At 55.4% G+C, this 23,671-nt stretch carries 20 protein-coding genes and 3 pseudogenes; 22 read left to right on the top strand and 1 reads right to left on the bottom strand.

Going from position 1 to position 23,671, the window contains the following annotated elements:
• The 5 genes from JW799_RS25575 to JW799_RS25555 all read left to right on the top strand — a co-directional run bounded on the left by JW799_RS25575 (position 1) and on the right by JW799_RS25555 (position 4,164).
• Positions 1–234, top strand: coding sequence for a DUF3892 domain-containing protein (locus JW799_RS25575; protein WP_080838183.1), 234 nt, complete (start codon positions 1–3; stop codon positions 232–234).
• Between the two features lie 267 nt (positions 235–501).
• Positions 502–1,995 (top strand): L-arabinose isomerase, encoded by a 1,494-nt coding sequence (gene araA / locus JW799_RS25570; RefSeq protein ID WP_080838186.1) that lies wholly within the window; start codon positions 502–504, stop codon positions 1,993–1,995.
• Between the two features lie 236 nt (positions 1,996–2,231).
• Positions 2,232–2,585, top strand: coding sequence for a VOC family protein (locus JW799_RS25565; protein WP_080840915.1), 354 nt, complete (start codon positions 2,232–2,234; stop codon positions 2,583–2,585).
• Positions 2,586–2,709: 124 nt separating this feature from the next.
• Positions 2,710–3,666 carry a sigma-70 family RNA polymerase sigma factor gene (locus JW799_RS25560; protein ID WP_205432299.1) on the top strand — a complete coding sequence of 319 codons (957 nt, stop codon included), beginning with the start codon at positions 2,710–2,712 and terminating at the stop codon, positions 3,664–3,666.
• A gap of 69 nt (positions 3,667–3,735) precedes the next feature.
• Positions 3,736–4,164: an SRPBCC family protein gene (locus JW799_RS25555; protein WP_080838191.1), complete on the top strand. Its 429-nt coding sequence runs from the start codon at positions 3,736–3,738 to the stop codon at positions 4,162–4,164.
• Positions 4,165–4,315: 151 nt separating this feature from the next.
• Here JW799_RS25555 and JW799_RS29015 read toward each other — a convergent pair.
• A pseudogene (locus tag JW799_RS29015) lies at positions 4,316–4,417 on the bottom strand (nitroreductase family protein); the annotation flags it as partial.
• Between the two features lie 4 nt (positions 4,418–4,421).
• Between JW799_RS29015 and JW799_RS25550 the strand changes: the two are divergent.
• From JW799_RS25550 to JW799_RS25470, 17 genes and pseudogenes are all read left to right on the top strand, one after another.
• Positions 4,422–4,941: pseudogene (locus JW799_RS25550) on the top strand (IS256 family transposase); the annotation flags it as partial.
• Positions 4,942–5,328: 387 nt separating this feature from the next.
• Positions 5,329–6,603, top strand: a complete 1,275-nt coding sequence (locus JW799_RS25545; protein WP_080838194.1) for a BNR-4 repeat-containing protein — start codon at positions 5,329–5,331, stop codon at positions 6,601–6,603.
• A 179-nt stretch (positions 6,604–6,782) separates the two neighbouring features.
• Positions 6,783–7,253: an IS200/IS605 family transposase gene (gene tnpA / locus JW799_RS25540; RefSeq protein ID WP_080840357.1), complete on the top strand. Its 471-nt coding sequence runs from the start codon at positions 6,783–6,785 to the stop codon at positions 7,251–7,253.
• A gap of 396 nt (positions 7,254–7,649) precedes the next feature.
• The gene (locus JW799_RS25535) at positions 7,650–8,444 is read left to right on the top strand and encodes a cache domain-containing protein (protein ID WP_205432297.1); all 795 of its coding nucleotides are present in this window, start codon (positions 7,650–7,652) and stop codon (positions 8,442–8,444) included.
• Positions 8,445–8,516: 72 nt separating this feature from the next.
• On the top strand, positions 8,517–9,818 hold the full coding sequence (locus JW799_RS25530; RefSeq protein ID WP_080832311.1) for an IS1380 family transposase: 1,302 nt from the start codon (positions 8,517–8,519) through the stop codon (positions 9,816–9,818).
• Between the two features lie 269 nt (positions 9,819–10,087).
• Positions 10,088–11,365: a helix-turn-helix transcriptional regulator gene (locus JW799_RS25525; protein ID WP_205432295.1), complete on the top strand. Its 1,278-nt coding sequence runs from the start codon at positions 10,088–10,090 to the stop codon at positions 11,363–11,365.
• A gap of 191 nt (positions 11,366–11,556) precedes the next feature.
• A complete protein-coding gene (locus JW799_RS25520; protein ID WP_338026327.1) occupies positions 11,557–12,099 on the top strand; it encodes a hypothetical protein in 543 nt (180 codons plus the stop codon).
• 241 nt (positions 12,100–12,340) lie between these two features.
• Positions 12,341–13,612: a methyl-accepting chemotaxis protein gene (locus JW799_RS25515; protein WP_205432293.1), complete on the top strand. Its 1,272-nt coding sequence runs from the start codon at positions 12,341–12,343 to the stop codon at positions 13,610–13,612.
• 224 nt (positions 13,613–13,836) lie between these two features.
• Positions 13,837–15,741: a 1,4-alpha-glucan branching protein GlgB gene (glgB, locus tag JW799_RS25510; protein WP_205433097.1), complete on the top strand. Its 1,905-nt coding sequence runs from the start codon at positions 13,837–13,839 to the stop codon at positions 15,739–15,741.
• Positions 15,742–15,792: 51 nt separating this feature from the next.
• Positions 15,793–16,959, top strand: a complete 1,167-nt coding sequence (locus tag JW799_RS25505) for a glucose-1-phosphate adenylyltransferase (RefSeq protein WP_205432291.1) — start codon at positions 15,793–15,795, stop codon at positions 16,957–16,959.
• Positions 16,956–18,068: a glucose-1-phosphate adenylyltransferase subunit GlgD gene (gene glgD, locus JW799_RS25500; RefSeq protein WP_176220837.1), complete on the top strand. Its 1,113-nt coding sequence runs from the start codon at positions 16,956–16,958 to the stop codon at positions 18,066–18,068. Before JW799_RS25505 ends, glgD begins: the two co-directional genes overlap by 4 nt.
• 15 nt (positions 18,069–18,083) lie before the next feature.
• Positions 18,084–19,514 (top strand): glycogen synthase GlgA, encoded by a 1,431-nt coding sequence (gene glgA, locus JW799_RS25495; protein WP_205432289.1) that lies wholly within the window; start codon positions 18,084–18,086, stop codon positions 19,512–19,514.
• 16 nt (positions 19,515–19,530) lie between these two features.
• Positions 19,531–21,498, top strand: a complete 1,968-nt coding sequence (locus JW799_RS25490; RefSeq protein ID WP_080838209.1) for a glycoside hydrolase family 15 protein — start codon at positions 19,531–19,533, stop codon at positions 21,496–21,498.
• Positions 21,499–21,628: 130 nt separating this feature from the next.
• Positions 21,629–22,092, top strand: a pseudogene (locus tag JW799_RS25485) (GNAT family N-acetyltransferase).
• Between the two features lie 18 nt (positions 22,093–22,110).
• Positions 22,111–22,386 carry a hypothetical protein gene (locus JW799_RS25480; RefSeq protein WP_205432287.1) on the top strand — a complete coding sequence of 92 codons (276 nt, stop codon included), beginning with the start codon at positions 22,111–22,113 and terminating at the stop codon, positions 22,384–22,386.
• Between the two features lie 166 nt (positions 22,387–22,552).
• Positions 22,553–23,062 carry a MarR family transcriptional regulator gene (locus JW799_RS25475; protein WP_205432284.1) on the top strand — a complete coding sequence of 170 codons (510 nt, stop codon included), beginning with the start codon at positions 22,553–22,555 and terminating at the stop codon, positions 23,060–23,062.
• Complete coding sequence (locus JW799_RS25470) at positions 23,059–23,619, top strand: nitroreductase family protein (protein ID WP_080838216.1); 561 nt, start codon at positions 23,059–23,061, stop codon at positions 23,617–23,619. The genes JW799_RS25475 and JW799_RS25470 overlap by 4 nt, the downstream gene beginning before the upstream one ends.
• The last annotated feature ends 52 nt before the right edge of the window (positions 23,620–23,671 follow it).

Below are 23,671 nucleotides of genomic sequence, written 5' to 3'. Positions count from 1 at the left end.
ATGGAAGGAAACGCTCAGCAAGTCGTCGCCGTCCGCAAAAACGGCGACGGAGATATCGTTCAGCTTCAGCTGTCCTCCGGACAAGTCGTCGATTACAAGCAAGCCCAGCAAATGGCCAAGGAAGGCTTGATCGCCAACGTCAACGTGTTCAAAGGACGCGACGGCGACGAGCATCTGCGTTCGGATCCGGACGGGCGCGAAGACAACAACCTGGACAACTTGCCGCCGTTTTAAGTTTGGATTCAGTTCGGCCCCGTTTCCGCCCGCGGCGGAGGCGGGGCCTTTGTTTTTTCCATCCCCCGTACGCTAAGCCGGCGAAAAACAGCGGCCGCGAGGCTTTTGTTGTAAGTACAAGTCGAACGAAAGAAATGAAAGCAGCTGCAATTTTTCACATAATGAAAACGAAAACATGTCTTGAATAATCGAAAGATTGGGAGTAAACTTGAGGTTGAAAGGATGTACGTACAAGTTAAAAACGTTCTCTTTCCAGGAGGGTGCATGATGGTACAAGTGAAACCGTATGTATTTTGGTTCGTGACCGGAAGCCAGCATCTTTACGGGCCCGAAACGCTCGACGAAGTCAATGCGCATTCCAGGGAGATTGCGGAAAGTTTGAACGCGGACGCCGGAATTCCTTATCCGATCGAATTCAGGCCTGTCGTCACGACGCCGGAGGAAATCCGCAAGCTTTGCATGGCGGCGAACGCCGATGAAACCTGCGCGGGCATCATCACGTGGATGCACACGTTTTCCCCGGCCAAAATGTGGATCGGAGGCTTGACCGAGCTGCGCAAGCCGCTGCTTCACCTGCATACGCAGTACAATCGCGATATTCCGTGGGATTCGATCGACATGGATTTTATGAATACGAACCAGGCCGCCCACGGCGACAGGGAATACGGCTTCATCGGAGCGCGTCTCGGCATTTCCCGCAAAATCGTCGTCGGCTTTTGGCAGGATCAAACGGTACGCTCCCGAATCGGCGCATGGACGCGCATCGCGGTCGCCTACAATGAAAGCCGCACGCTGAAAGTGGTTCGCTTCGGGGACAACATGCGGCAGGTAGCCGTTACCGAAGGCGACAAGGTCGAGGCGGAAATCAAATTCGGCTGGTCGGTCAATACGCATGGCGTCGGCGATCTCGTGGCCTTGGTCGATGCTGTGACGGACGAAGAAGTCGGCAAGCTGATGAGCGAGTACGAGGAGCGCTACGAAATCGTGCCCGAAGGACGCGCGGCCGGTCCCGTTCGCGACGCGATCGCCTATCAGGCAAAGCTGGAAATCGCCATTAAGCGATTTTTGGAGGATGGCGGGTTCACGGCGTTCACGACGACGTTCGAAGATTTGCACGGGCTGGAGCAGTTGCCGGGACTGGCGGCGCAGCGGTTGATGGAGCAGGGCTACGGGTTTGCGGGCGAGGGCGACTGGAAGACGGCCGCGCTGACGCGTTTGCTTAAAATCGCGTCCGGCAACGTCCGCACGGCCTTTATGGAGGATTATACGTATCATCTGGAGCCCGGCAATGAAATGGTGCTCGGCTCCCACATGCTCGAAGTTTGCCCGACGCTCGCCAAATCCAGGCCGCGCATCGAGGTTCATCCGCTCGGCATCGGCGGCAAAGCCGACCCGGCCCGCCTCGTGTTCGACGGTCAGGCCGGCGACGCGATCAACGTCTCCGTCATCGATTTGGGCAGCCGTTTCCGGATGATCGTCAACGAGGTCGTCGGCGTCGAGGTCGAGAAGGAAATGCCGAAGCTTCCGGTAGCCCGCGTTCTATGGAAGGTCGAGCCATCGCTGGAAACCGGCGTGGAAGCGTGGATTTTGGCGGGGGGCGCCCACCATACGGTGTACTCCCAAACGCTGTCGACCGAGCAGATGCTGGATCTCGCCGATTTGTTCGGAATCGAGGCCGTCGTCATCGACAAAAACACGAACACGCGCCAGTTCCGCAACGAGCTGAAATGGGGCCACGTCGTTTGGAACCATCAGAGATAATCGGGTAGCATGGCCGGATGGAGATCGTCTCTGTCCGGCTTTTTATTTGGCAAAAATAAAGCCATCACCGCGCTAAGATGCTGGAGTAGGCTGCGGGGCATCGGCGGGTGGCTCGGTCCGGCAACATTTCTCGGATGGCGAGGTACTCAACGCACTTGGAGTGTCTAATATGGATGGTTCGTAAAGAGTGGGATGTGACAATACTACTCACGCTACATAAAGAAAAGAGGATTGAAATGAAGGTCAAACGAATCGTTGCCAATATAAATACGAAAGAAATCGCGGAAGCCGAACGCTTTTACCATGACGTGCTCGGTCTTGAATTGTTAATGGATCATGGGTGGATTCGAACCTATGGTTCAAATGAGGAGATGAGCATTCAAATTAGTTTTGCTTCACAGGGGGGCTCCGATACGGCTACACCTGATCTATCGATTGAAGTTGATGATGTCGACGCTGCGTTTGAACGAATGAGGAATGCGGGATTTTCGGTAGAATATGGGCTTGTGGACGAGCCTTGGGGTGTTCGGAGATTTTATGTGCGCGATCCTTTTGGTAAGCTTGTCAATATTCTGGCACATAAACATTGACCATTTTTAACTATGCGCCCGACCATTATTCCCCGCCCTCTTGCGAATGATGGATTGAGGCATCCGGACGCTTCGATTATGATGGGAGGAGAACGATTCCGAGTATCGGTCAGAGGAGGTCAAGATGAGCGGAGCAGCTTTTGATATGAAGCTATTTGAGAGCTATAAGCCGGGGTTAACATCGTTTTGCTACCGAATGCTTGGTTCCATCGATGATGCGGACGATGCTGTTCAGGAAACGTACATTCGAGCTTGGCAAAGCTGGGACGTGTTCAGGCAGGAAGCATCCATTAAAACATGGATCTACCGTATCGCGTCGAACTTATGTCTGGACAAGCTGAGGCAGGCCAAGCGCCGGGTTCTTCCCGTTGACCTATCCGATCCGGCGGTATCCATTGTCACGCCGAGCGAGACGCTGCCGGAATCGGCCTGGATTTGGCCTTCACCTGATTTTGGCGGAAACCCTGAGGATATTCTCGTTCGCAGGGATACCCTTCAGCTCTGTTTTATCGCCCTCTTACAGGCCTTGCCGCCTCGTCAACGGGCGGTTCTTATTTTGAAGGATGTTTTTGAATGGTCCTCCAAACAAATCGCGGAAACTTTAAGGATGTCGCCGGCGGCGGTGAACAGTGCTTTGCAGCGTGCCAGAGAGACGATGGACCGGACGCAGCTTCGTTCCGACGAGATCAGCAGGATGGATGCGGACCCCGATCCGGATCTCCTCTCCCGGTATGTGGAGGCCTTCGAACAATTTGACATTAACGCGCTTGTGTCGCTGTTCCATGAAGAAGGTTGTATGTCTATGCCTCCATTCCCTATGTGGATAAGCGGCCAAGACGACTTGTTCAAGTTCTTTACGCTTACGCGCTGGCATTGCGAAGGGTCTAAATTTTTGCCGACCATAGTGAATGGCGGTTATCCGGCTTTGGCACAGTATATGCCGAGCAAGGATGGATCTGTTCTGGTGCCTTGGGGAATCCACGTGATTGAAGTGAAGGATAGTCGCATACGACATGTTCAAAATTTCATAAACACAAAATTATTTTCTCGATTGGGGCTTCCGGAACAATTAGTCCGATGAATTTAGCAATTGGATTTCGTCTATATAAGGGAGAGACAAAAAAATACCCTTAGAGAGGTGTCATTCACAATGGAAACAAGCAACCCAATCAAAGTAACGGTAGAGGCCGTCGTTCAAGCCCCTGTAGCAAAAGTATGGAGCTCTTGGACCGAGCCGGAGCACATTATGAAGTGGAATCAGGCTTCTGAAGACTGGCATGCGCCACATGCGGAAAATGATTTGCGAGTCGGCGGAAAGTTCGTAACCAGAATGGAAGCGAAGGATGGCAGCATGGGCTTTGATTTTGGCGGAGTTTATGATGAAGTTGAGCTTCATAAGACGATATCTTACACTCTGGGAGATGGCCGTAAGGTAGAGATTACGTTCGTCGATCAAGGCGAGACAACGAAGGTCATTGAAACCTTCGACGCCGAAAGTAGTCACCCCGTTGATTTTCAGCAGGCGGGCTGGCAAGCGATTATGAACAATTTCAAGCGATATACGGAAGAATCCAAATAATTTATGATGCAGTGGCCGAATCCTAAGTGAAGGAGGTCGAGGAAGTCCTAGGCGTATTGAGAAGATTTGACATAAGATTGGCATAATAGATGAGGAGATCGGACCGGTTACTCGGTCCGACTCTAGGTTTTATGGGAAATGCGAACTCATATTAGCGCCAAAAGGTAATTTGCTCACTAGGCAAGCGCACAGATTCATGCCCCTCTTCTTTAGCCTTCCCAATGGAGAGGAGCATGACCGGTACATACCGTTCGTCGAACAAAGCTGCATACATGGTCATATACATGGTCATTGGCAAAGATCTGGACGGCAACAAGGATGTGCTGGGCATGTAGATCGGCGAGAACGAGTCGGCGAAGTTCTGGCTGAGCGTGCTAAACGACCTCAAGAACCGCGGCGTTCAGGATATTCTCATCACCTGTGTCGACAACTTCAACGGCTTCTCCCAAGCCATCTCCGCCTGCTATCCCCAGACAGAGATTCAAAAATGTATCATCCACAAGATCCGCAACTCTACTCGGTACGTTTCCTACAAGGATCTGAAAAAGGTCACAGCAGACCTAAAGCCGATCTACAAAGGCTACCGAGGACATGGCGCTGGTCGAGCTGGATCGCTTTGAAGAGACGTGGGGTGCCAAGTATCCGCTGATTAAAATGCTCTACCTGGTCACCATGGACGTCACACGGAAATGGACGGGCCGTGTCCAAAACTGGGGGCAGATGCTTTTGCAACTCTCCGTCTTCTTTCCCGACAGGATCGGGCAACACTTACCTTGATGGGCCTATTTCCCCTCGGGGGAGATTCCTATATAGGAGTTTACACAGAATTATTGACAGACCCCGAAAGGGCCATTTGAAAAGATGGCCTTTAATCTAATCCGCTCCGGTGCCGAGCCGGAACAATGCGCTTGCGAGCGGAGAGCGGCCGAGAAATCGTTCTATCGCGGCTCCAACCGGCACGAACATGCACGATTTCGTTCTATGAACAACAAGAAATCGTTCATGCCCGGGCCCGATTCGCCATGGTACGATGATTGCGGCGCCGATTGAAATCCGCTTTTATGTAACCGCTTTATCGAATCTGGCTGCGGAAATCTCGCAGACGCAAATCTCGCAGACGCAAGCACTGATGGAAAGTCATTCGTTCGCAGGAGGCGACTGGGCATGAAGTGGAAGAGAGCTTTAAGAGTTTGGGCGGCGGCAATCCTGCTGGCCTCGCTGACGCCGGCCGGCACCGGAAGCGCCGCCGCGGCGCTGACCGAGGTTCCTTACGCGATGGACTCCAGCAATCAGGCGGGCTGGTGGTCGCCGCTCGCGACGTACGGAACCGGACTCGAGTACGCCTATATGGCCTATAACGCGCCGGGGAGCGCGGCCGGCACGCACAAAGTTTATATCGCGAGAAGGGACGGGACGGGCGCTTGGTCGAATATTCCGGTGATGAATGGAACCGCCGTCGCCGAATACGTCGACGACAACGGCCATAACCAGCCTTCGATCGCGAGGGACGGCAACGGCCGGTTCCACGTGTTCGCCTCGATGCACGACAACGAGTGGCGTTATTTCCGTTCGGATACGGTCGGGGGTCCGCCGCAAAACCATTCGGCCGACATGCCCGACCCGAACATGAAGATTACGTATCCGATCGTGAAGACCGCTCCCAACGGAGACCTTTACTTGCTTGTCCGGGCCTCTCAGGACCCGGCCGGCAAACGCAACGGCGTGCTTTTCCGTTGGGACAATGCGGCGTCCGAATGGAGCCAGATCGCGGTCGTCGCGTCGACGCTGAACCGCTCCGTGTACCCGGACGATCTGGCTTTCGATTCGAACGGCGATCTGCACCTCCTGTTCGAATGGTCGCATTTTGCGGCAAGCGCCCTTCGCCATGAGCTGTCTTATCTCAAGTACAGCCCGGCGACCGGAACGTTTTCCAAGGCCGACGGCACCCCCGTATCGGTGCCCGTACCGCTTTCCGCGGCGGATATCGTTCAACCGCTGGCGGCAAGCGAAGCTTACGTGCAAAGCGGGAGCGATCCGGGAGGCCCTGGCGTGCAGAGCGCCAAGCTGACCGTCGACTCTTCGAATCAACCGGTCATTGCGTACAGGTACCGGGAGGAAGGCAGCGGCACGTTCTCGGTCAAGCTTGCGACGCGCGCCGGAGGGGCTTGGAATTTGCAAACCGTCTATGACGAATCCGAAACGAGAGCGGCGCTGGACGTTACGTGGACCGGCTCGCAGGCAAGGGTTTATTACGCGAAGACTAGCGGAACGGACCGCGCGTTTATGGCGGTTCAGTCGGGCGGCACCGGCTGGAGCGCGGTTTCGATCGCTCCCGGCAAGCCGATCGAGCGGCTTGCCGTCGAGCGGAACGCGAACGGCGTCGATATTCTTTATCTCGTCGATATCGCGAACCGCAAGCTTTATTACGGACGAAATTGACGCGGACGTTGCGCGGCCGGACGAACGTTCTCGTCCGGCCCTTTCTTTGTATAAGAAAACCCCCAGTTCGACTGGGGGTTCAGGAAAGCTTATAGCTATGAGTAGTCATCCCTTGACCTTCAATGATAATATGGGAGCCGGTCTGCCAACCGCTACCAAACATCAATGGAGGACAAGGGATGGACAAGAGCAGTCTAGCACACACGAAATGGAACTGTAAATATCATATCGTATTTGCCCCGAAGTATCGGCGGCAAGTGATCTATGGGAAATTAAAAAGGGAAATCGGAAAAATCATCCGGGAGTTATGTGAGCGAAAAGGGGTAGAAATTCTCGAAGCTGAAGCATGTCCGGATCACATCCACATGCTCGTGAGTATTCCGCCGAAGCTAAGCGTGTCCGAGTTTATGGAATACTTAAAGGGAAAAAGTTCACTGACGATCTTCGATAAATTTGCGAATATGAAGTACCGCTACGGCAATCGACAGTTTTGGTGTAGAGGGTACTACGTCGATACGGTGGGACGAAACAAAAAGGTTATCGCCGAATACATTCGGAATCAACGAACAGAGGACAAGAACTACGAACAACTCACGATGAAGGAACTGATCGACCCGTTTACGGGTGAGTCGGTGAAAAAGGGCGTATAAAGAGGCCCCTTTCCAGGGGCTAGCCTGAGGTAACACGCGGTTGGCAGATCTTCAGAGCGCCTTAGAGGCGCTTGCTTGTAACATGCCCTTATAGGGCTGATGGAAGCCACCGGCTAAGCCGGTGGTTATGACTTCGGCTCCTGACATTGACAGTAAAAGGAAAGAACGATTATAGTAAGGGCACACGAGAGTCCGGGAGAGAAAGCCTCATGAACGCGTTCCGATTGCTCCGCACGCGCAAATTTTTGCAGCGGATTCTGCTCGGCTTCATGTTGATCGTCGCAACGCTCGCGGTGACGTCTTACCTGCTCAACGTCAACGCCCGCGGCAAAATCGTGGAGATGCAGAACGAAGCCGACCGCAAGCTGCTCACAGATCCATTACAACATCGAAAACATGAACGGGATCGTCAAGGACTTGGCGGTTTCGCTTTACAACGACGACGAACTCATCGCGTTGAAGGCCGGCTCGGACTATCGCCAAAGCCTGCTGAAAATCGACCGCCTGGATCGAACCGTCGCGGAATCGCCTTATCTGCATGCCGTCGCGTTTTATAATCCGGCGCAGAGCCGGTTTTTCTCCTCGCTCAATCACGAAATGGACAACAACCAGCTGTATTCCGCGTTAAGCGACTATATGGCCTCTCACCCGGACGTGCCGAAGCTGCAGCTCATTCCGCTCGATTTGGCCGGCGGGAACGAAGGCATCGACGTTTTCGCTTTTTTTCTGTACGACGGTCCTTCGCTGGGCTCCGTTAACGGCAGCGTTCTCGTGCTGACCGTGAAGCCCGGATGGATGGTGGACAATGTGGAAGCGCTTAACAAACTGGCGGAGCGGGAGGACGACGTGCTCTTCGTGACCGACGGGGAAGGCAACGTCCTCATTTCGAACGGCCGAATGCCGCCCGCGCAGTTGCAGCTCAAGGACGAGCTGCTGCCGCGGATCGAGAATTCCTCCGGCACGCTCGGCGATTTTATGTATCGGTTCGAGGGCAAGAAATATAAGGTCGCGTACTTAAGCAATGGGATGAACAACTGGCAAATCATCAGCCTGCGGGATTACGATGCGGTGCTCGGCCATGTCCGGCAGTTGAAATGGACGGAGATCGGGGTGACGGTGTCCGTCGTGCTGTTCGCCGTTTTGCTGTCCTTTTATCCTGAATTACGAAAGTACCACCTCATAAAAACATGAAAAAGTGCCCAGATCTTTGGTAGAATGGTGTTTGCCTAGAACATCACCAACCAAGAGAGGAGCACCCTTAAGGTGAAGTCTACCACAAAAATCGCGTCATTGAAAACGGCATTTTCTATGAGAAATGCAACAAATTTTGCAGGAAGCAAGGTGATCCTCGGATTTCTTGAAAACATCGGTTTGAATCAAGCCCTTCGGAGCCTTGGACTAGCCAAAGCGGCGAATGCCATCTTTCCGACGCATCGCATTCTGCAGATGCTCATCATCGGCTGGATTTTGGGCTGCGAACGTCTCTTTCATTTCAAATCCCTACAAGGTGATGCCTTGATCGCCCAGGCGCTGGGCGGCCGGGTGCCGCATCACACATTGTTAAACAAGGAATTGCTTCGTCTGGGCAAAGCCCACGACCATTTAGCGCCAGCCCTGCGAAACCTGAATGTCGAAATCATTGCACCGCAGCTACCCGACTCCTTGATTCTCGATCTGGATTCGACTGTTGAGACGGTGTACGGCAACCAGCAGGGAGCGGAAGTCGGTTTTAACAGTCAGAAGCGCGGCCGAAAGAGCTATCATCCCCTTCTCGTGTACGAAGGGCAGTCGCGAATGCTAGTGAATGCCGCGCTGCGTCCCGGCAACACGAGCAGTTCGACCGACGTCCTTTCGTTTGCCCGGCAAACGCTGGCGTTGTTGGAATCCCACCACGTACGCTATGCCCGGTTTGACAAAGGCTTTGGCGGAGAAGACTTCTACGCGTTCTGGGAGTCCCGTCAGATCGGCTACGTCGGCAAGCTGAAATGGACAAGTCGTCTCCAGGACCAAGTCAAAACCTGTGCGCATTGGACACGCTTTGTGGACGAGGACTGGATCATTGAAGGCATCGTGCTGGCCTACCAAGCGATCGGTTGGAAGAAGATGCGTCGTGTTGCTGTCATCCGCAAAATGCCGCGTTGGGACGGGGATCAGTCTCAGTTGGAACTGGATTTGCTTTGGCAATACGAAGCCATGGTCACAACGGAGGAATGGGAAGCCATCGATGTGTGGCGGTTCTACAACCAGCGCTGCTGCATGGAGAACTACATCAAGGAAGGCAAGAATGGCTTTGCCATCCACCGCATTCCAACGCAGTCGTTTGCCGCCAATGAAATCGACCTGCTCTTAAAGCTGCTCGCCTATAATCTCTTTGAGCGATTCAAGCATCATTGTTGTGAGCCGATTCACCGATCCTACACCATCCAGCGGTTCCGGCGAACGTTTTTTGTTTGTGCAGGTGTGTTTGTCCAGCATGCCCGCCAAATGACATTGAAACTGAGTACGTCTTTCCAAAACCAGTGGGCATGGCGACGAATGGAGCGAAAAAGTATTTTATTGGAATAAACGATAATCCCAATTTGTGTCTTGGAAATCCCGTTGCCCCTTCATGTGGGGAGGGGGAAAGTAACGGCATTTTTGCTCGCATTCCATTTTAACTGCATATTCTGCCTCCATAATTGGTTGTGAAATCCAAGTTCTGCGTCTTCAAAAGCCTGATTCTATAGGCTTTCGTAATTTAGGTTTATTTCTCTCTGCGGTTATACCGGCCGGTCGGACAGCTTCTCAACCTTATTCGCGAGGATCAGCGGGAGGTTCCGCAGGCGAAGGACGAGTTGACGCTTATCGCGGCCAACTACGTCGACATGCTCGACAAGCTAAAGGGCATGGAGCGAGATCAAGCGTCCAGGCGGAACATCGCCAAGGTTTATCATTTGCGCAGCCTGCTCGGCGGGAGCGATGCCGTGCCCGAAGCCGAATTTTCGCAAAACAGGGAGCAGTACGGAATCGACATCGTTCCGTCGGGGGTGCTGCGGCTCGCGGTCGTCCGGCTCGATCGCAGGGAGGAGCTGTCGGCGGCTTCGGGAGCCGGCGCCGAGTCGCTGTTCCACTTCGCCATAGCCAATATCGGAGAAGAACTGCTGCGCCGCGAAAACGGCTGCGTGTACGCGGACATGAAAAACGGCCATCTGGCGTTTATCGTCAGCAGCCGGGAGGAGAACGGGCTCGCGGGCCTTGCGGAGCGGTTCGGCGAACTGCAGAGGACGATCCGGAACTTTTACCGGATTTCGTTCACTGTCGCTTTAAGCCGGCCGTTCGGTCATTACCGCGAAATTACCGCCCACTACGGACAGGCGCTGCGTCTGGCGGATTACCGGATGATCGCGGGTCACGGATCGATTATCGAACCGGAGAGGGTCGAAGACAACGAGCGGAACGAGCAATTCCGCATTCCGCAGGAGCTGGAGAAGCAGCTGGTCGACGGCTTGAAGAGCGGAGACCGGGAGCGAACGTCGGAGGCGATCGAGCGCTGGAAGCGGCTGATCGGAACGTTCAGCTTCGAAAATATGTTTTCCGCCTTGCTTCATATGGGCGTGACGCTCAGCAACACGCTCGGGGAGATGAACCATTATCATCTGCATCCGATATCCGTCGATCTTCGCGCGATCAACCGCAGGCTGATCGGCACCGAAACGCTGGACGAGGTGCGCGAGGTGCTGCTGGCCGTCATCCGCGAAGTGTTCGAGCAAATGCAAAGCGGAAAGGAAGATAAAAACAAGCTGCTTTCCGATACGATTCGGGAAATTATCGAAAAGCATTACTCGGACCCGGATCTGAACGTGCAAAAAATCGCCGATATGCTCAAAATGAATTCGGTCTACCTGGGTCAAGTGTACAAATCCCAGGAAGGGGAGTCGGTCGTCGACCGGATCAACGCGACCCGTCTTGCCCAGGCGAGGCTTCTGCTGGAGCAGCAGGATCTGATGGTCGCGGAAATCATGGAGAGGGTCGGATTCGACAACGAAAGCTATTTCTATCGGCTGTTCAAGCGCAGGTACGGCGTGACGCCGAAAGAATACCGCTTGAAATTCGCTATAGACCGCAACACGTAACGAAGGCCCGCCGGGTTTGCCGGCCGGCCTCTTTTTTTGCCCCGAACGGCGCCTCTTGCAGGATTCTGGGATACGTACAACCGCCGGATACAGGAATCCTGCATATGTACAGTACCTCTTGCGGCGCCCGTTGCGCTATCGTTAGTCGTGCAAGCCGGAAAGAGCGAGGCGGGAAAGGAAGGGCATTCGAAATGAAAAAGGCATCTTATGCTTGGCGCGGCAACAGCGGCCGAAGCATCGGAACGGAAGCGGATCCGCCGCTTTCCGAAAAGAAAGCGAAATCGTTCATCGGAAGAGAGCTTAAGCATTTGAAGAGCAACCGGGAGTTGCTGCTGTTATCGCTTCCCGGCGTTTTGTACAAGCTGATCTTCGCTTATTTGCCGATGGTCGGTCTCGTCATCGCCTTCAAAAATTACCGGTACGACCTCGGAATTTTCGGAAGCGAATGGGCCGGACTGGATAACTTCAAGTATTTGTTCAGTACGGATACGGCCTGGGCCTGGAGGATCACCCGCAATACGGTGCTTTACAATGCCGCTTACATGCCTCCGTCACGCGTGCCTATATTGGAATTTATCCAATCGAAGAAGCGAAAAACGGGAATGCCACGGTCGACAGTGGATTTTATCCAACGAGCAACGTGGACAAAATCCAACGAAGCTTCGCCCGCATTGCGCCAGAAGTCCGACTCGCAAAGTAGGCTCGACCACAGGGGAGGGGACAAGTTGATTTAGGTCGAAATTTGTCGATTATCTAAAACCTGGGGAGAGACGGCTGGCCCCGGTGTGATATGCATCACAGACAAAATTCGGAGACGAAGTATGATGGAGAAGGAAGCGCTCCTTATTGCCTCGCTCCTGTTAAAAATGTCACAATTTCGACAACAGGAATAATAGGGCAGTAAGAGAATATAGGTACAGATTGGGAACTAGTTCTTTAGGATTATTCTACAAAATTCAACGGGGGAAAGACGTCATGAAGGTTCGCTTCGGAATCGTGAAAAAAATGGTCATCGGCATTACGACCGTATCCGGCATTACGTATATGACAAGCGCCTTTTTTCTGCTTGTGCTCAGGGAATGGTTCGATTTTCTTCCCGAAGGGCTGTTTGTCTTTCTGACCTTGATCGTCGGGGTGTTCTGGACCGGGCTGTTCGGATTCTTTTTCTCCAAGTGGCTGCTGAAGCCTCTGCTGTCGCTGACGGCGGCGGCCCGGGAAGCGGCCGAGGGGAATTTGCGCGTGCACGTTGCGGTCGGACGGACCCGCGACGAGCTGTCGATGCTGAGCCAGGCGTTCGATAACATGCTCAAGCAGCTCGTTTCGATTATTAACGGCATTCGGGAAAATTCGCAATCGACGGACCGGCACGTGGCGGACTTGCAATCGGCGATCGGCGAAGCCGCTATGCAAATCGAGCAGATTTCCCAACAGGCGGAGACGATCACGGACGGGACGGTGCGCCAGCATCAATCCGCCGAGACGATGCGTTCTTCCGTCGAGGAGCTTTCGCAAACGGCGGCCGAAATCAACGATCAGGCTTCGGACGCCCGCGATCGCGCCCTGGTCATGAACCGTTCGGTCGAGGAGAGCGAAAAGGTGTTTCAGTCGATGGTGGTCGGCATGCAGCAGTTGTCGGAATTGAATCGGGAAGCGCTTGAAGTCGTCAGAAGGCTGGACGAGCACGCCGACAAAATCGGCTCGATTTCGAACGTCGTCGGGGATTTCGCCGAGCAAACCAACCTGCTCGCGCTGAACGCGTCCATCGAAGCGGCGCGGGCGGGCGAGGAAGGAAAAGGCTTCGTCGTCGTCGCGCAAGCGGTCAAAAAGCTGGCCGAGCAGAGCGGCAGCGCGGTCAAGGATATCCGCCAGCTGATCGCGCAAATTCAGACGGAAGTCGGAAACGCGGTCATGCACATTCAGCAGCAGACGATCGTAGCCGAGCAAGGGTTCAAACGCGGTCAGGCTTCGGCCGACTCGCTCGAATCGGTCGCCAAGGAAGCGGAACGGGTAAGCGAAATCGTCAACGCGATCGCGGCCCGGCTGGCCAGCCAGACCGAACAGGTCGAGGGCGTGCTCGGAGAGGCGCGCAATGTCGCGCAGGTGGCGGACGCCATTCGCTCCGGAGCCCGGGAAGTGTCCTCGGCTTCGCAGGAGCAGACGGCGGTCATGCAGGAAATCGCGGCGTCGTCCGAATCGCTGCGCGCCAAATCGTCCGATCTGCAAGGGCAGGTCGCCTTTTTCAAATAAATCCGTCCGGTTTTGCCGCCGGAAATGAGAAGCTCCCGTCGGGAGCTTTTTTTATGGAAAAAACGAAAAATTTTTTTGAAAATTCGGATGAAAACTAGCGATATTTCCTTTATAATAAATGTAACATATGTGTGAATTGTAAGGAAAATTGACAGAAAAATAACTTCCGCATTCCTTTTTGCCTATGCCTTTCCCCTACGAAGGAGGTGATCTCCGGCATGACCATGTTTTCTCCCCGGGTTTCTTCCGACATTTTGTATTTGTTCAACCGCGGCCAATTATTTCATGCGTACCGGACATTCGGCGCACATATGGATGAATACGAAGGAGCTTCCGGCGTACGTTTTACGGTTTGGGCTCCAAGGGCGCGCGAAGTCCGGGTCGCGGGCGAGTTCAACGGATGGGACGGGGCGAATCATCGGCTTCAGCCGGCGGGAACGACAGGAGTGTGGAACGGTTTCATCCCCGGTCTGAAGGAAGGGATGCTGTATAAGTTCGAAATCGTCGGCGCTGACGGGCAATTGCGGCTTAAATCCGACCCGTTCGCCTTCCGCTGCGAGACGCGCCCTTCGACGGCTTCCGTCGTCGCCGGGCTTGACGGGTACGAATGGAGGGACCGGGCCTGGATGGAAGGAAGCCGCGCGCGGGCGCCCTACGACAAGCCGATGCTCATTTACGAAGTTCATCTCGGAAGTTGGAGGTCGGACGCCCCCGAACGGTTTCGCACCTACGACGAGCTTGCGGACGAATTGGTCGATTACGTGCTGGAGATGGGGTACACCCATATCGAAATTCTGCCGCTTGCCGAGCATCCGCTGGATCAATCCTGGGGCTACCAGGCGACGGGCTATTTCGCCCCGACGAGCCGCTACGGCCCGCCGGACGGATTGAAGCGGCTTGTCGACCGCTGTCACCTTCGCGGCATCGGCGTGCTGCTCGACTGGGTGCCCGGCCACTTCTGCAAGGACGATCATGGCTTGCGGCTTTTCGACGGATCGCCCCAGTTCGAGCCGGAAGACTGGCGGGTGGCGGAAAAGCCGCTGTGGGGCACGCTCGCCTTCGATTTCGGCAAGCCCGAAGTGCAAAGCTTTCTTATTTCCAATGCGCTGTATTGGCTTGAAGTGTTTCATATCGACGGCCTCAGGGTCGATGCCGTGGCCAGCATGATCGATCTTCACTTCGACAAGCCCGAGGAAATGCGCGCCTATAACCGCAGGGGCGGCACCGAGCATCTGGACGCGCTCGACTTTTTGCGCAAATTGAACGAAACCGTGTTCCGGTACTTTCCGAACGCGTTGATGATCGCCGAAGATTCCTCCGCCTGGCCCGGCGTTACTTCTCCTACCTACATGGGCGGCCTCGGATTCAATTACAAATGGAATATGGGCTGGATGAACGATTCGCTGAAATACATGCAAACCGATCCCGACCGCCGGCCCGCCGTTCACTCGCTTTTGACCTTTTCGCTTTTGTACGCCTACTCCGAAAATTTCGTGCTCCCTCTGTCGCATGACGAGGTCGTGCACGGAAAACGCTCCTTGCTGAACAAGATGCCCGGCACCTACGAAGAGAAGTTCGCGAATTTGCGTCTGTATTACGGTTATTGGATGACCCACCCCGGCAAAAAGCTGCTGTTCATGGGCGGCGAGTTCGGCCAGTTCGACGAATGGAAGGACGCCGGGGAACTGGACTGGATGCTGCTGAAATACCCGCTTCACGACGGGCTGAGGCGCTTCGTTCGCGATTTGAACGCGCTGTACGGCTCGGAATCCGTTTTGTGGGAATCGGATCACCATCCGGACGGGTTCCGCTGGATTGACCCGGACAATGCGCCGCAGTCGATGTTGACATACGTTCGCCGCGGCGCCGACGCGAGGCGGCATCTCGTCTGCGTATGCAATTTTTCCCGCATGAATTACCCCGCTTTTCGCATAGGCGTACCCTACGGGACGGTGTACCGAATCATTTTGAACAGCGACGTCCCCGATTACGGCGGCTTCGGCCGCAAACTGCCGCGGCAAAGCAAGGCGGAGCGCAAGCCCATGCACGGACAATCGTTCAGCCTGGAGCTTCCCGTTCCTCCGCTGTCGTTTTTGCTGCTGGAGCCGGAACCGATCGCCGTCGAGTAACAAACCCCGTCGGAAGCACGGAAGCTTCGTTTAGAGAGAGGAGTCGTTCATATGCGCCGCAACGAATGTATCGCCATGCTGCTCGCGGGAGGAGAAGGCCGAAGGCTGGGCGTGCTGACGAAGGATTTGGCCAAACCGGCCGTCCACTTCGGAGGGAAGTACCGGATTATCGATTTTACCCTCAGCAATTGCGTCAATTCGGGCATCGAAACGGTCGGCGTGCTCACCCAATACCAGCCGCTCGTGCTGAATCGACACCTCGGCATCGGCAGTCCGTGGGGACTCGACCGGCGGGACGGGGGTATGCACGTGCTGCCGCCGTACGTTCGCCAGAAAGGCGGTTCCTGGTACAAAGGAACGGCCAACGCCATTTTTCAAAACATCGGCTTTATCGAACGGTACGATCCCGAATACGTGCTCATCATTTCCGGAGACCACATTTACAAAATGAATTACGAGCTCCTGCTCGAAGCCCACAAGGCGAATCGCGCGGACGCGACGATCGCCGTCATATCCGTACCGTGGGCGGACGCGAGCCGGTTTGGCATTCTGAACGTCGACGAGGACGGCAAAGTGCTTGAATTCGAAGAGAAACCGAAACAGCCGAAAAGCAATCTCGCATCCATGGGCGTGTACATGTTTTCCTGGCCGGTTCTCCGCGATGCGCTGCTTCGGGACGACGAAGACAAGATGTCTTCCAACGATTTCGGGAAAGACATCATCCCCAAGCTGCTGGGGGAAGAGGCGAGGCTGTTTTCGTACCGGTTCGACGGATACTGGAAGGATGTCGGCACGATCGAGAGCTTGTGGGAAGCGAATATGGACTTGCTGGAGGATTCCCCCGCGCTGGATTTGAACGATCGCTCCTGGCGGATTTACTCGGTAAGCCCCAACCAGCCAGCGCAGTATTTGTCTCCCGAAGCGTCGGTAACCAATTCGCTGATCAACGAAGGCTGCGTCGTGGAAGGCAGGATCAACCGCTCGGTTTTGTTTCACGGAGTGAAGGCGGGGAAGGGGAGCTTCATCGAAGACTCGGTCATTATGCCCGGCGCGGTCATCGAGCCCGGCGCGCGAATCGTTCGCGCCATCGTCGGCGAGAACGCGATCGTAGGCTCCGGCTGCCAGGTCGGAAGCGTCGATTCCGAGCATATCGCCGTCGTCGCGAGCTATGACCATATCGTGCCGGAAATTCCGCTGGAGGAGGCGAATCCGCTGTGAAGCTGCCGCTGATGGGCATCATCAACCTGATTCACGAAACGGAGGAAATGGGGGCGCTGACCGCAGGCCGCTGCCTGGCGACCGTGCCGTTCGGCGGCCGCTACCGGCTGATCGATTTCGTGCTTTCCTCGATGGTCAATTCGGGCATTTCCAACGTATCGGTATTTGCCCATACGAAATTCCGCTCGCTGATGGACCATCTCGGCTCCGGCAGCAACTGGGATTTGCACCGCAAGCAAAAAGGGCTGTTCGTCCTTCCGCCGGCGATGGAAAACCAGACCGATTTCGGCAAAGGCGATCTGTACCATTTTTGGCGCCACCGGGATTATTTCCGGCGCAGCGAGCACGATTACGTCGTCATCACGCGCAGCCATATGGTATGCAACATCGATTTTTCGCTCGTGCTCGAGCAGCATCGGGAACGCGGCGCCGACGTCACCGTCGTCTGCAAGCGCTGGCCGAACGCGACGACCGGACTGACGCGCAAGGCGCGGCTCGACCCGGACGGCCGAATCGCGGAAATGCAGGATCATTTCGGCCGGCTCGCCAGCGATATCGTATCGATGGAAATGTACGTGCTTCGCAAGGAGCTTCTCGTCGATCTGGTCGAGACGTCGCTTGCCCAGGGCAAGGACCATTTCGTACGCCATGCGGTTTTGTCCCGGCTCGGGGAGCTGCGGGTCGAGGCGTACATGCACGAAGGTTACCTCGGCGTCGTGAACAGCATCCCGGCCTACTACCGGCACAATATGGAGCTGCTCGACCAGAAGGTGTGGAGGGAGCTGTTCTTCGAACCGGGGCCCGTATTCACGAAGGTAAAGGACGAACCCCCGACCCGCTACCGGGACGGGTCCACAGTCGTACAGTCTCTCGTCGCGAACGGCTGCGAGATCGAAGGCGAGGTCCGCAACAGCATTTTGTTTCGGGGAGTCAAGGTGCGCAAGGGGGCGGTCGTCCGCAACAGCATCGTCATGCAAAACGGCGTCGTCCGCGAGGACGGCACGATCGAAAATTGCATTTTGGACAAAGAGGTGGAAATTCGGAAGCAGCAGCAGCTTAAAGGTTCGGCCGACATGCCGTTTCTGGCGGTGAAGCGAAACGTCATTTAAAAACGGAGGGGTTCGATGAACGTCTGGTTTGCGGCTTCGGAGGCGGTGCCGATGGTCAAAACCGGGGGACTCGCCGACGTCGTCGGCGCGCTGCCGAAGGCGCTGGCGAAGCTGGGGGTGAACGTGACGGTGGTGCTGCCCAAGTACGGCGCCATTCCCGAGAAGTATACGAAGGAAGCCCGGACGCTCGATACGTTCCGCGTTCAAGTCGGTTGGCGTTCGCAATACTGCGGAGTGCTGGAGACGTTCGCCGACGGGGTGCGGTTCCTGCTGATCGACAACGAATATTATTTCAAAAGGCATTATTTGTACGGGTACGGCGAGCAGGAAGCGGAACGGTTCGCGTTTTTTTGCCTGGCGGCGGCGGAAACGCTTTTGCGGACGGACGCGCTGCCCGAGATCGTGCACTGTCACGACTGGCAGACGGGGCTGCTCCCGATGCTGCTGCGAACCCGGTACGCCTACGATCCCGCAATCCGCAAAATAAGGACCGTATTTACGATTCATAACCTGCAGTATCAGGGCGTGTTCTCGCGCGAATGGCTCAAAGATTTGCTGTCCGCCGGCGACGAGCTGTTCGGCGAGGACGGCCTGGAATTTTACGGAGCGGGCAGCTGCATGAAAGCGGGACTCCGCTTCGCGGACAAGCTGACGACGGTCAGCCCGACGTACGCGAAGGAAATTCAAACGGAGGAATACGGAGAAAAGCTGGAGGGCGTCCTGCGTCAGCGATCGGGCGATTTGACGGGGATCGTCAACGGCATCGACACGGAGAGCTACGATCCGATGAACGATCCGAACGTTCCGGTTCCGTACCGTCATTCCCTCGCCAAAAAACGCAAAAACAAAATCGACCTGCAGCGCGAATTCGGGCTTCCCGAGGACGAGAACGTTCCGATGATCGGCATCGTGTCGCGCCTCGTCAGCCAGAAAGGCTTCGACCTGGTCGGCGAAACGCTGCCGGAACTGCTGGAAGAGAACGTGCAGATGTTCGTGCTCGGCTCGGGGGATCCGCAGATCGAGAGCATGCTGCGCGGCGCGATGGAGCGGCATCGGGACAAATTGTTCGTCTGGTACGGGTTCAACGAAGGGCTCGCCCGCCGGATTTACGCGGCCGCCGACATGTTTCTCATGCCGTCCCGATTCGAGCCGTGCGGGTTGAGCCAGCTTATTTCGCTCCGGTATTTGACCGTGCCGATCGTGCGGGAAACGGGCGGACTGCGCGACACCGTGGAATCGTACAACGAATTTGCCGATACGGGCAACGGATTCAGCTTCGGGCCGGCATCGTCGCGCGACTTGCTATTTACCGTCCGCCGGGCGCTTGCCTTTTACGAGGATCATGCAGTCTGGGAAAAAATCGTCAAAAACGGCACGAAGCAGGACTACGGCTGGGAGACGTCCGCCAAAGCGTACGAGCGCCTGTACCGCGAGCTTGCGATATAAAGGAAGGGGATGCCTAATGGCTCGACATCTTGTCATCGGCAACGGCAAAATTTTAGTTAATCTGGACAAAAGCTGCTTCATCCGGGATATTTATTTCCCGTTCGTCGGACAGCTGAATCATACCGGCGGCCATCCGTGCCGGTTCGGCATTTGGTGCGGCGGCAAATTTTCCTGGCTCGACGATCCGTCCTGGCGGATCGAACTGGGCTACATCGAAAATTCCCTCGTCACGAACGTGTCCGCCCGGAACGAGGAACTCGGGATCGAGCTACATATCAACGACGGCATTCACCAGCGCGAATGCATCTACATGAAGCGGGTCGTCGTGCGGAATTTGACGGAAGAGCCGAAGGACGTCCGGGTGTTTTTCCACCAGGACCTGATGATCGACGACAGCGAAGTCGGCGATACGGCGGCTTTTTTCCCGGCGAACCGGACGGTGTTCCATTACAAAAGATCGTCCTATTTCATGTTCAACGGACGGTCGCAAGGCGGCGGCATTTATCAGTTTACGACCGGCATCAAACGATTTCACTCGGCGGAGGGCACGTGGAGGGACGCCGAGGACGGCGAATTGATGGGCAATGCGATCGCGCAAGGGTCGGTCGACAGCACGATCAGCTTGCGGGCGGAACTGGCGGCCGGCGGCGAAAGCACCTTTTATTACTGGATGTCGGTGGGCAGCGATTTGGAAGAGGTGAAACGGCTCGATCAATACGTTCAGGAAAGCCATCCGGAAAAGCTGCTCAGCCGCATCGTCATTTACTGGAATCACTGGCTTGCCAAAGCCGACGCGGATTTCGGGGATTTGCCCGCTTCCGTCGTTCAGCTGTATAAGCACAGCCTCCTGATCGTACGGACGCAAATCGACGAGCGGGGCGCGATTCTGGCGGCCAACGATACCGACATTCTGCAGTACAACCGCGACCATTACAGCTACATGTGGCCGCGCGACGGCGCCCTGATCGCGGATGCGATGTCGCTGGCCGGGTATCACGGGACGATCGCCCCGTTTTTCGATTTCTGCAACCGGGCGCTTTCCCCGGAAGGCTATCTGTACCACAAATACAATCCGGACGGAACGGTCGGTTCCAGCTGGCATCCTTACGTCGTGCAGGGCAGCCCCCGGTTGCCGATTCAGGAGGACGAGACGGCGCTGGTGCTTTATGCGCTGTGGAAAGATTACGAGCGCCAAGGGGAAATCGAGCTTCCCCAGGCGCTGTATCCGACGCTCGTTCGCATGGCCGCCTCGTTCCTGTGCGATTTTATCGAGCCGACGCTCGGTCTTCCGCTGCCCAGCTATGATTTGTGGGAGGAGCGCTACGGCATTTGGACGTATACGACCGCGTCCGTCTACGGCGGTCTGATGGCGGCGTCGTACTTCGCCGACCTGTTCGGCGATTACGAGCGAAGCGACCGTTACCGCAGCGTGGCCGAGCGCATGAAGGCGGGGATGATCGCCCACCTGTGGGACGAAGATGCCGGCCGGTTCGCGCGGGGGCTCGTGCAGCGGGACGGCCAGTGGGTGAAGGACATGACGCTGGAAAGCAGCCTGTTCGGCCTGTTCGAATTCGGCGTGCTGCCGGCCGACGACGACCGGGTCGTCCGCACGATGGGCGCGATCGCGCAAGGCCTCGCCGTGCAGACGGAAGTGGGCGGCATCGCCCGCTATACGAACGACTACTACTTCCAACAGAGCGGCGACGTGGAGAAGGTGCCTGGCAACCCGTGGATCATCTGCACGCTTTGGGTCGCCAACTTCCAGATCGCGACGGCCCAAACGCTGGCGGATCTGGAACCGCCGAAAGCGACGCTCGAGAAGGTCACGAAGCATACGCTGCCGGGCGGCAACTTGCCGGAGCAGCTGCACCCGCACGACGGCTCGCCGCTGTCGGTGGCGCCGCTCACCTGGTCGCACGCGACTTACGTGAGCACCGTATGCAAGTACTTGCAGAAGCGGGAGAAGCTCGCGGCGGCGAAGTAGGAAAACGAATATTTTTAAAAAGGGACCCCTCCGATCGGCGGGCAATGCCGCCGATCGGAGGGGTCCCTTTTTCCATGATATGGGTTATAATAGGGGATGATCTGCGATCGAAGCGGGGGAGCGGCAACACATGAACTTAACCATTGAATTATTGGAGGACCCGAACGAAATTCCGTACGATCTTCTGCTGCTGGCCGATCCGTCCCGGGAGCTCGTGAACGAATACGTCGGCCGAGGGTACTGTTACGGGGCTTATTTGGACGGCGAACTTGTCGGCGAATTCGTCTTGATTCATACGCACCCCGGACGATGGAAATCGTCAACGTGGCCGTCAAGGGGTCTCGGCAAGGCCAAGGAATTGGAAGGCAACTGGTTCAAGCGGCCATAAGGGAAGCAAAAAGCCGTCAAGCGACCGCGCTGGAAATCGGAACGGGCAATTCAAGCATTTGGCAACTGAAGCTCTATCAAAGCTGCGGCTTTCGAATCGTCGGCGTCGATGTCGATTTTTTCGTGCGGAATTATGCGCAAGACATTTACGAGAACGGCATTCATTGCCGGGATATGATCAGGTTGCGGATGGAATTGTCGGGGTGAAGGAAGAGGAGGAGAACGATGCAACGAAGAACAGCCGGGGTCGTTTTCATCTGTATCGCCGCTTTCCTGTACGGAATTCGCTATATTAGCGCTGCGATATTCGGTTCGAACGCGTCAAGCTGGAGCTACGAGCTGTTCCGGGCAATGTTAGGCTATATCGGAAACGGTCCCCTTATCGCGAGCATCGCGTCCTTGATCGTCGGCATCGCGTACTTAGTCGCTTCGGAGAAGGACTGGCTGAAAAAGAACGCGGAACAAATCAAGGAAAACTGGAACGAGCCTGAACGGAAATGAACCTGTGCTCGCCAATATTGATTTTCCGGCAAGATCGTGCTATGTTTATTAACAAGTTAACAAAAAAATATTTGATTAAGCTTGATTTAATTTTTATGATTTGAAGCTCGTTCGTAAATTTTGTTAACTAATAAACAAAATATTTTTTTTAAGCAGGTGACCCCTAATGGAAGCGGATCTAACGCTCAGGCAACTGATATACGGCCAGTTTATTCATTTTATGCATCTGAACGAACAGCGCATGGAAGTCGAATTTCGCGAGTTCGCCGACAAAGCGCGGGAATTGAATCTGACCGCGTTCCCGAACAATTTGACCAGCATCCATGTCATCGACTGCATCGGCAACAACGAGCCGATCAACAACACGTCCGTTGCCGAAAAATTGAATTTGTCGAAAGCGAGCATCACGAAAATCAGCGCCAAGCTCCTTGAGGAAGGATTTATCAAACGCAGCCGGCTTAACGACAACAAGAAAGAGGTTTACTTCAGCCTAACCCCGAAGGGCAAGGAAGTCTTCGAATTGCACGAGACGTTGCACGGAATCCAAGAAAGCAAATTTTTGCGGTCCTTGAATTCGTTTTCGGAAACGGAACTGCATACGATTTTGAAATTTTTCCAGACGATGATTTCGCATTGGAACGCCAATCCATTGCCGAAAGGGGCGAAAAACCGATGAGCGTCGCGCAAACCGTAAGGGAGAGAAGGAGCATCCGCTCGTTCAACCGGCTGCCGGTATCCCGAGAGCTGATTCTGGAATTGCTGAACGATGCGGTATGGGCGCCGAATCACGGGCTTCGGGAGCCTTGGCGGTTTATTTTGATCGAAAGCCCGGAAGGGCGGGAAAGGCTGGCCGATTTGGCGGTGAACGCTTCCGGCAATATGATGCGGATGAAGCTGCTTCCGGCGAAATTAAAGGAATTGATGAAGAAGAAGATGGCCGAAATTCCCGCCAGCCTGGTGGTCGTGATGAAGGAGGAGAAAAACGAACATAAGCGGGAGGAGAATTTCGCGGCCGTCTGCTGCCTGATGCAGAACATGCAGCTGCTCGGGTGGGAGCGAAGGCTTGGCATGACCTGGACGACCTTCGAGTTCATCCGCTCTCCCGTTTTCCGCGAAGGCCTTGGCGTCAAGGAAGGAGAACAAATCGTCGGCATTTTGCATATCGGATACTTCGACAAGGCGCCGAATCCGAAACCGCGCACTCCCGCGGAGAAAAAGCTGACGATTTGGTAACCGGCCGTCACCCGGTACGCTCCCCGTTTTCATAATCGGGGCAAGGAAGCAG

This window comes from Cohnella algarum, assembly GCF_016937515.1.
Lineage (GTDB): Bacteria > Bacillota > Bacilli > Paenibacillales > Paenibacillaceae > Cohnella > Cohnella algarum.
The sequence above is the reverse complement of the archived record's forward strand: the minus strand, read 5'-3'. Positions and strand labels throughout refer to the sequence as shown.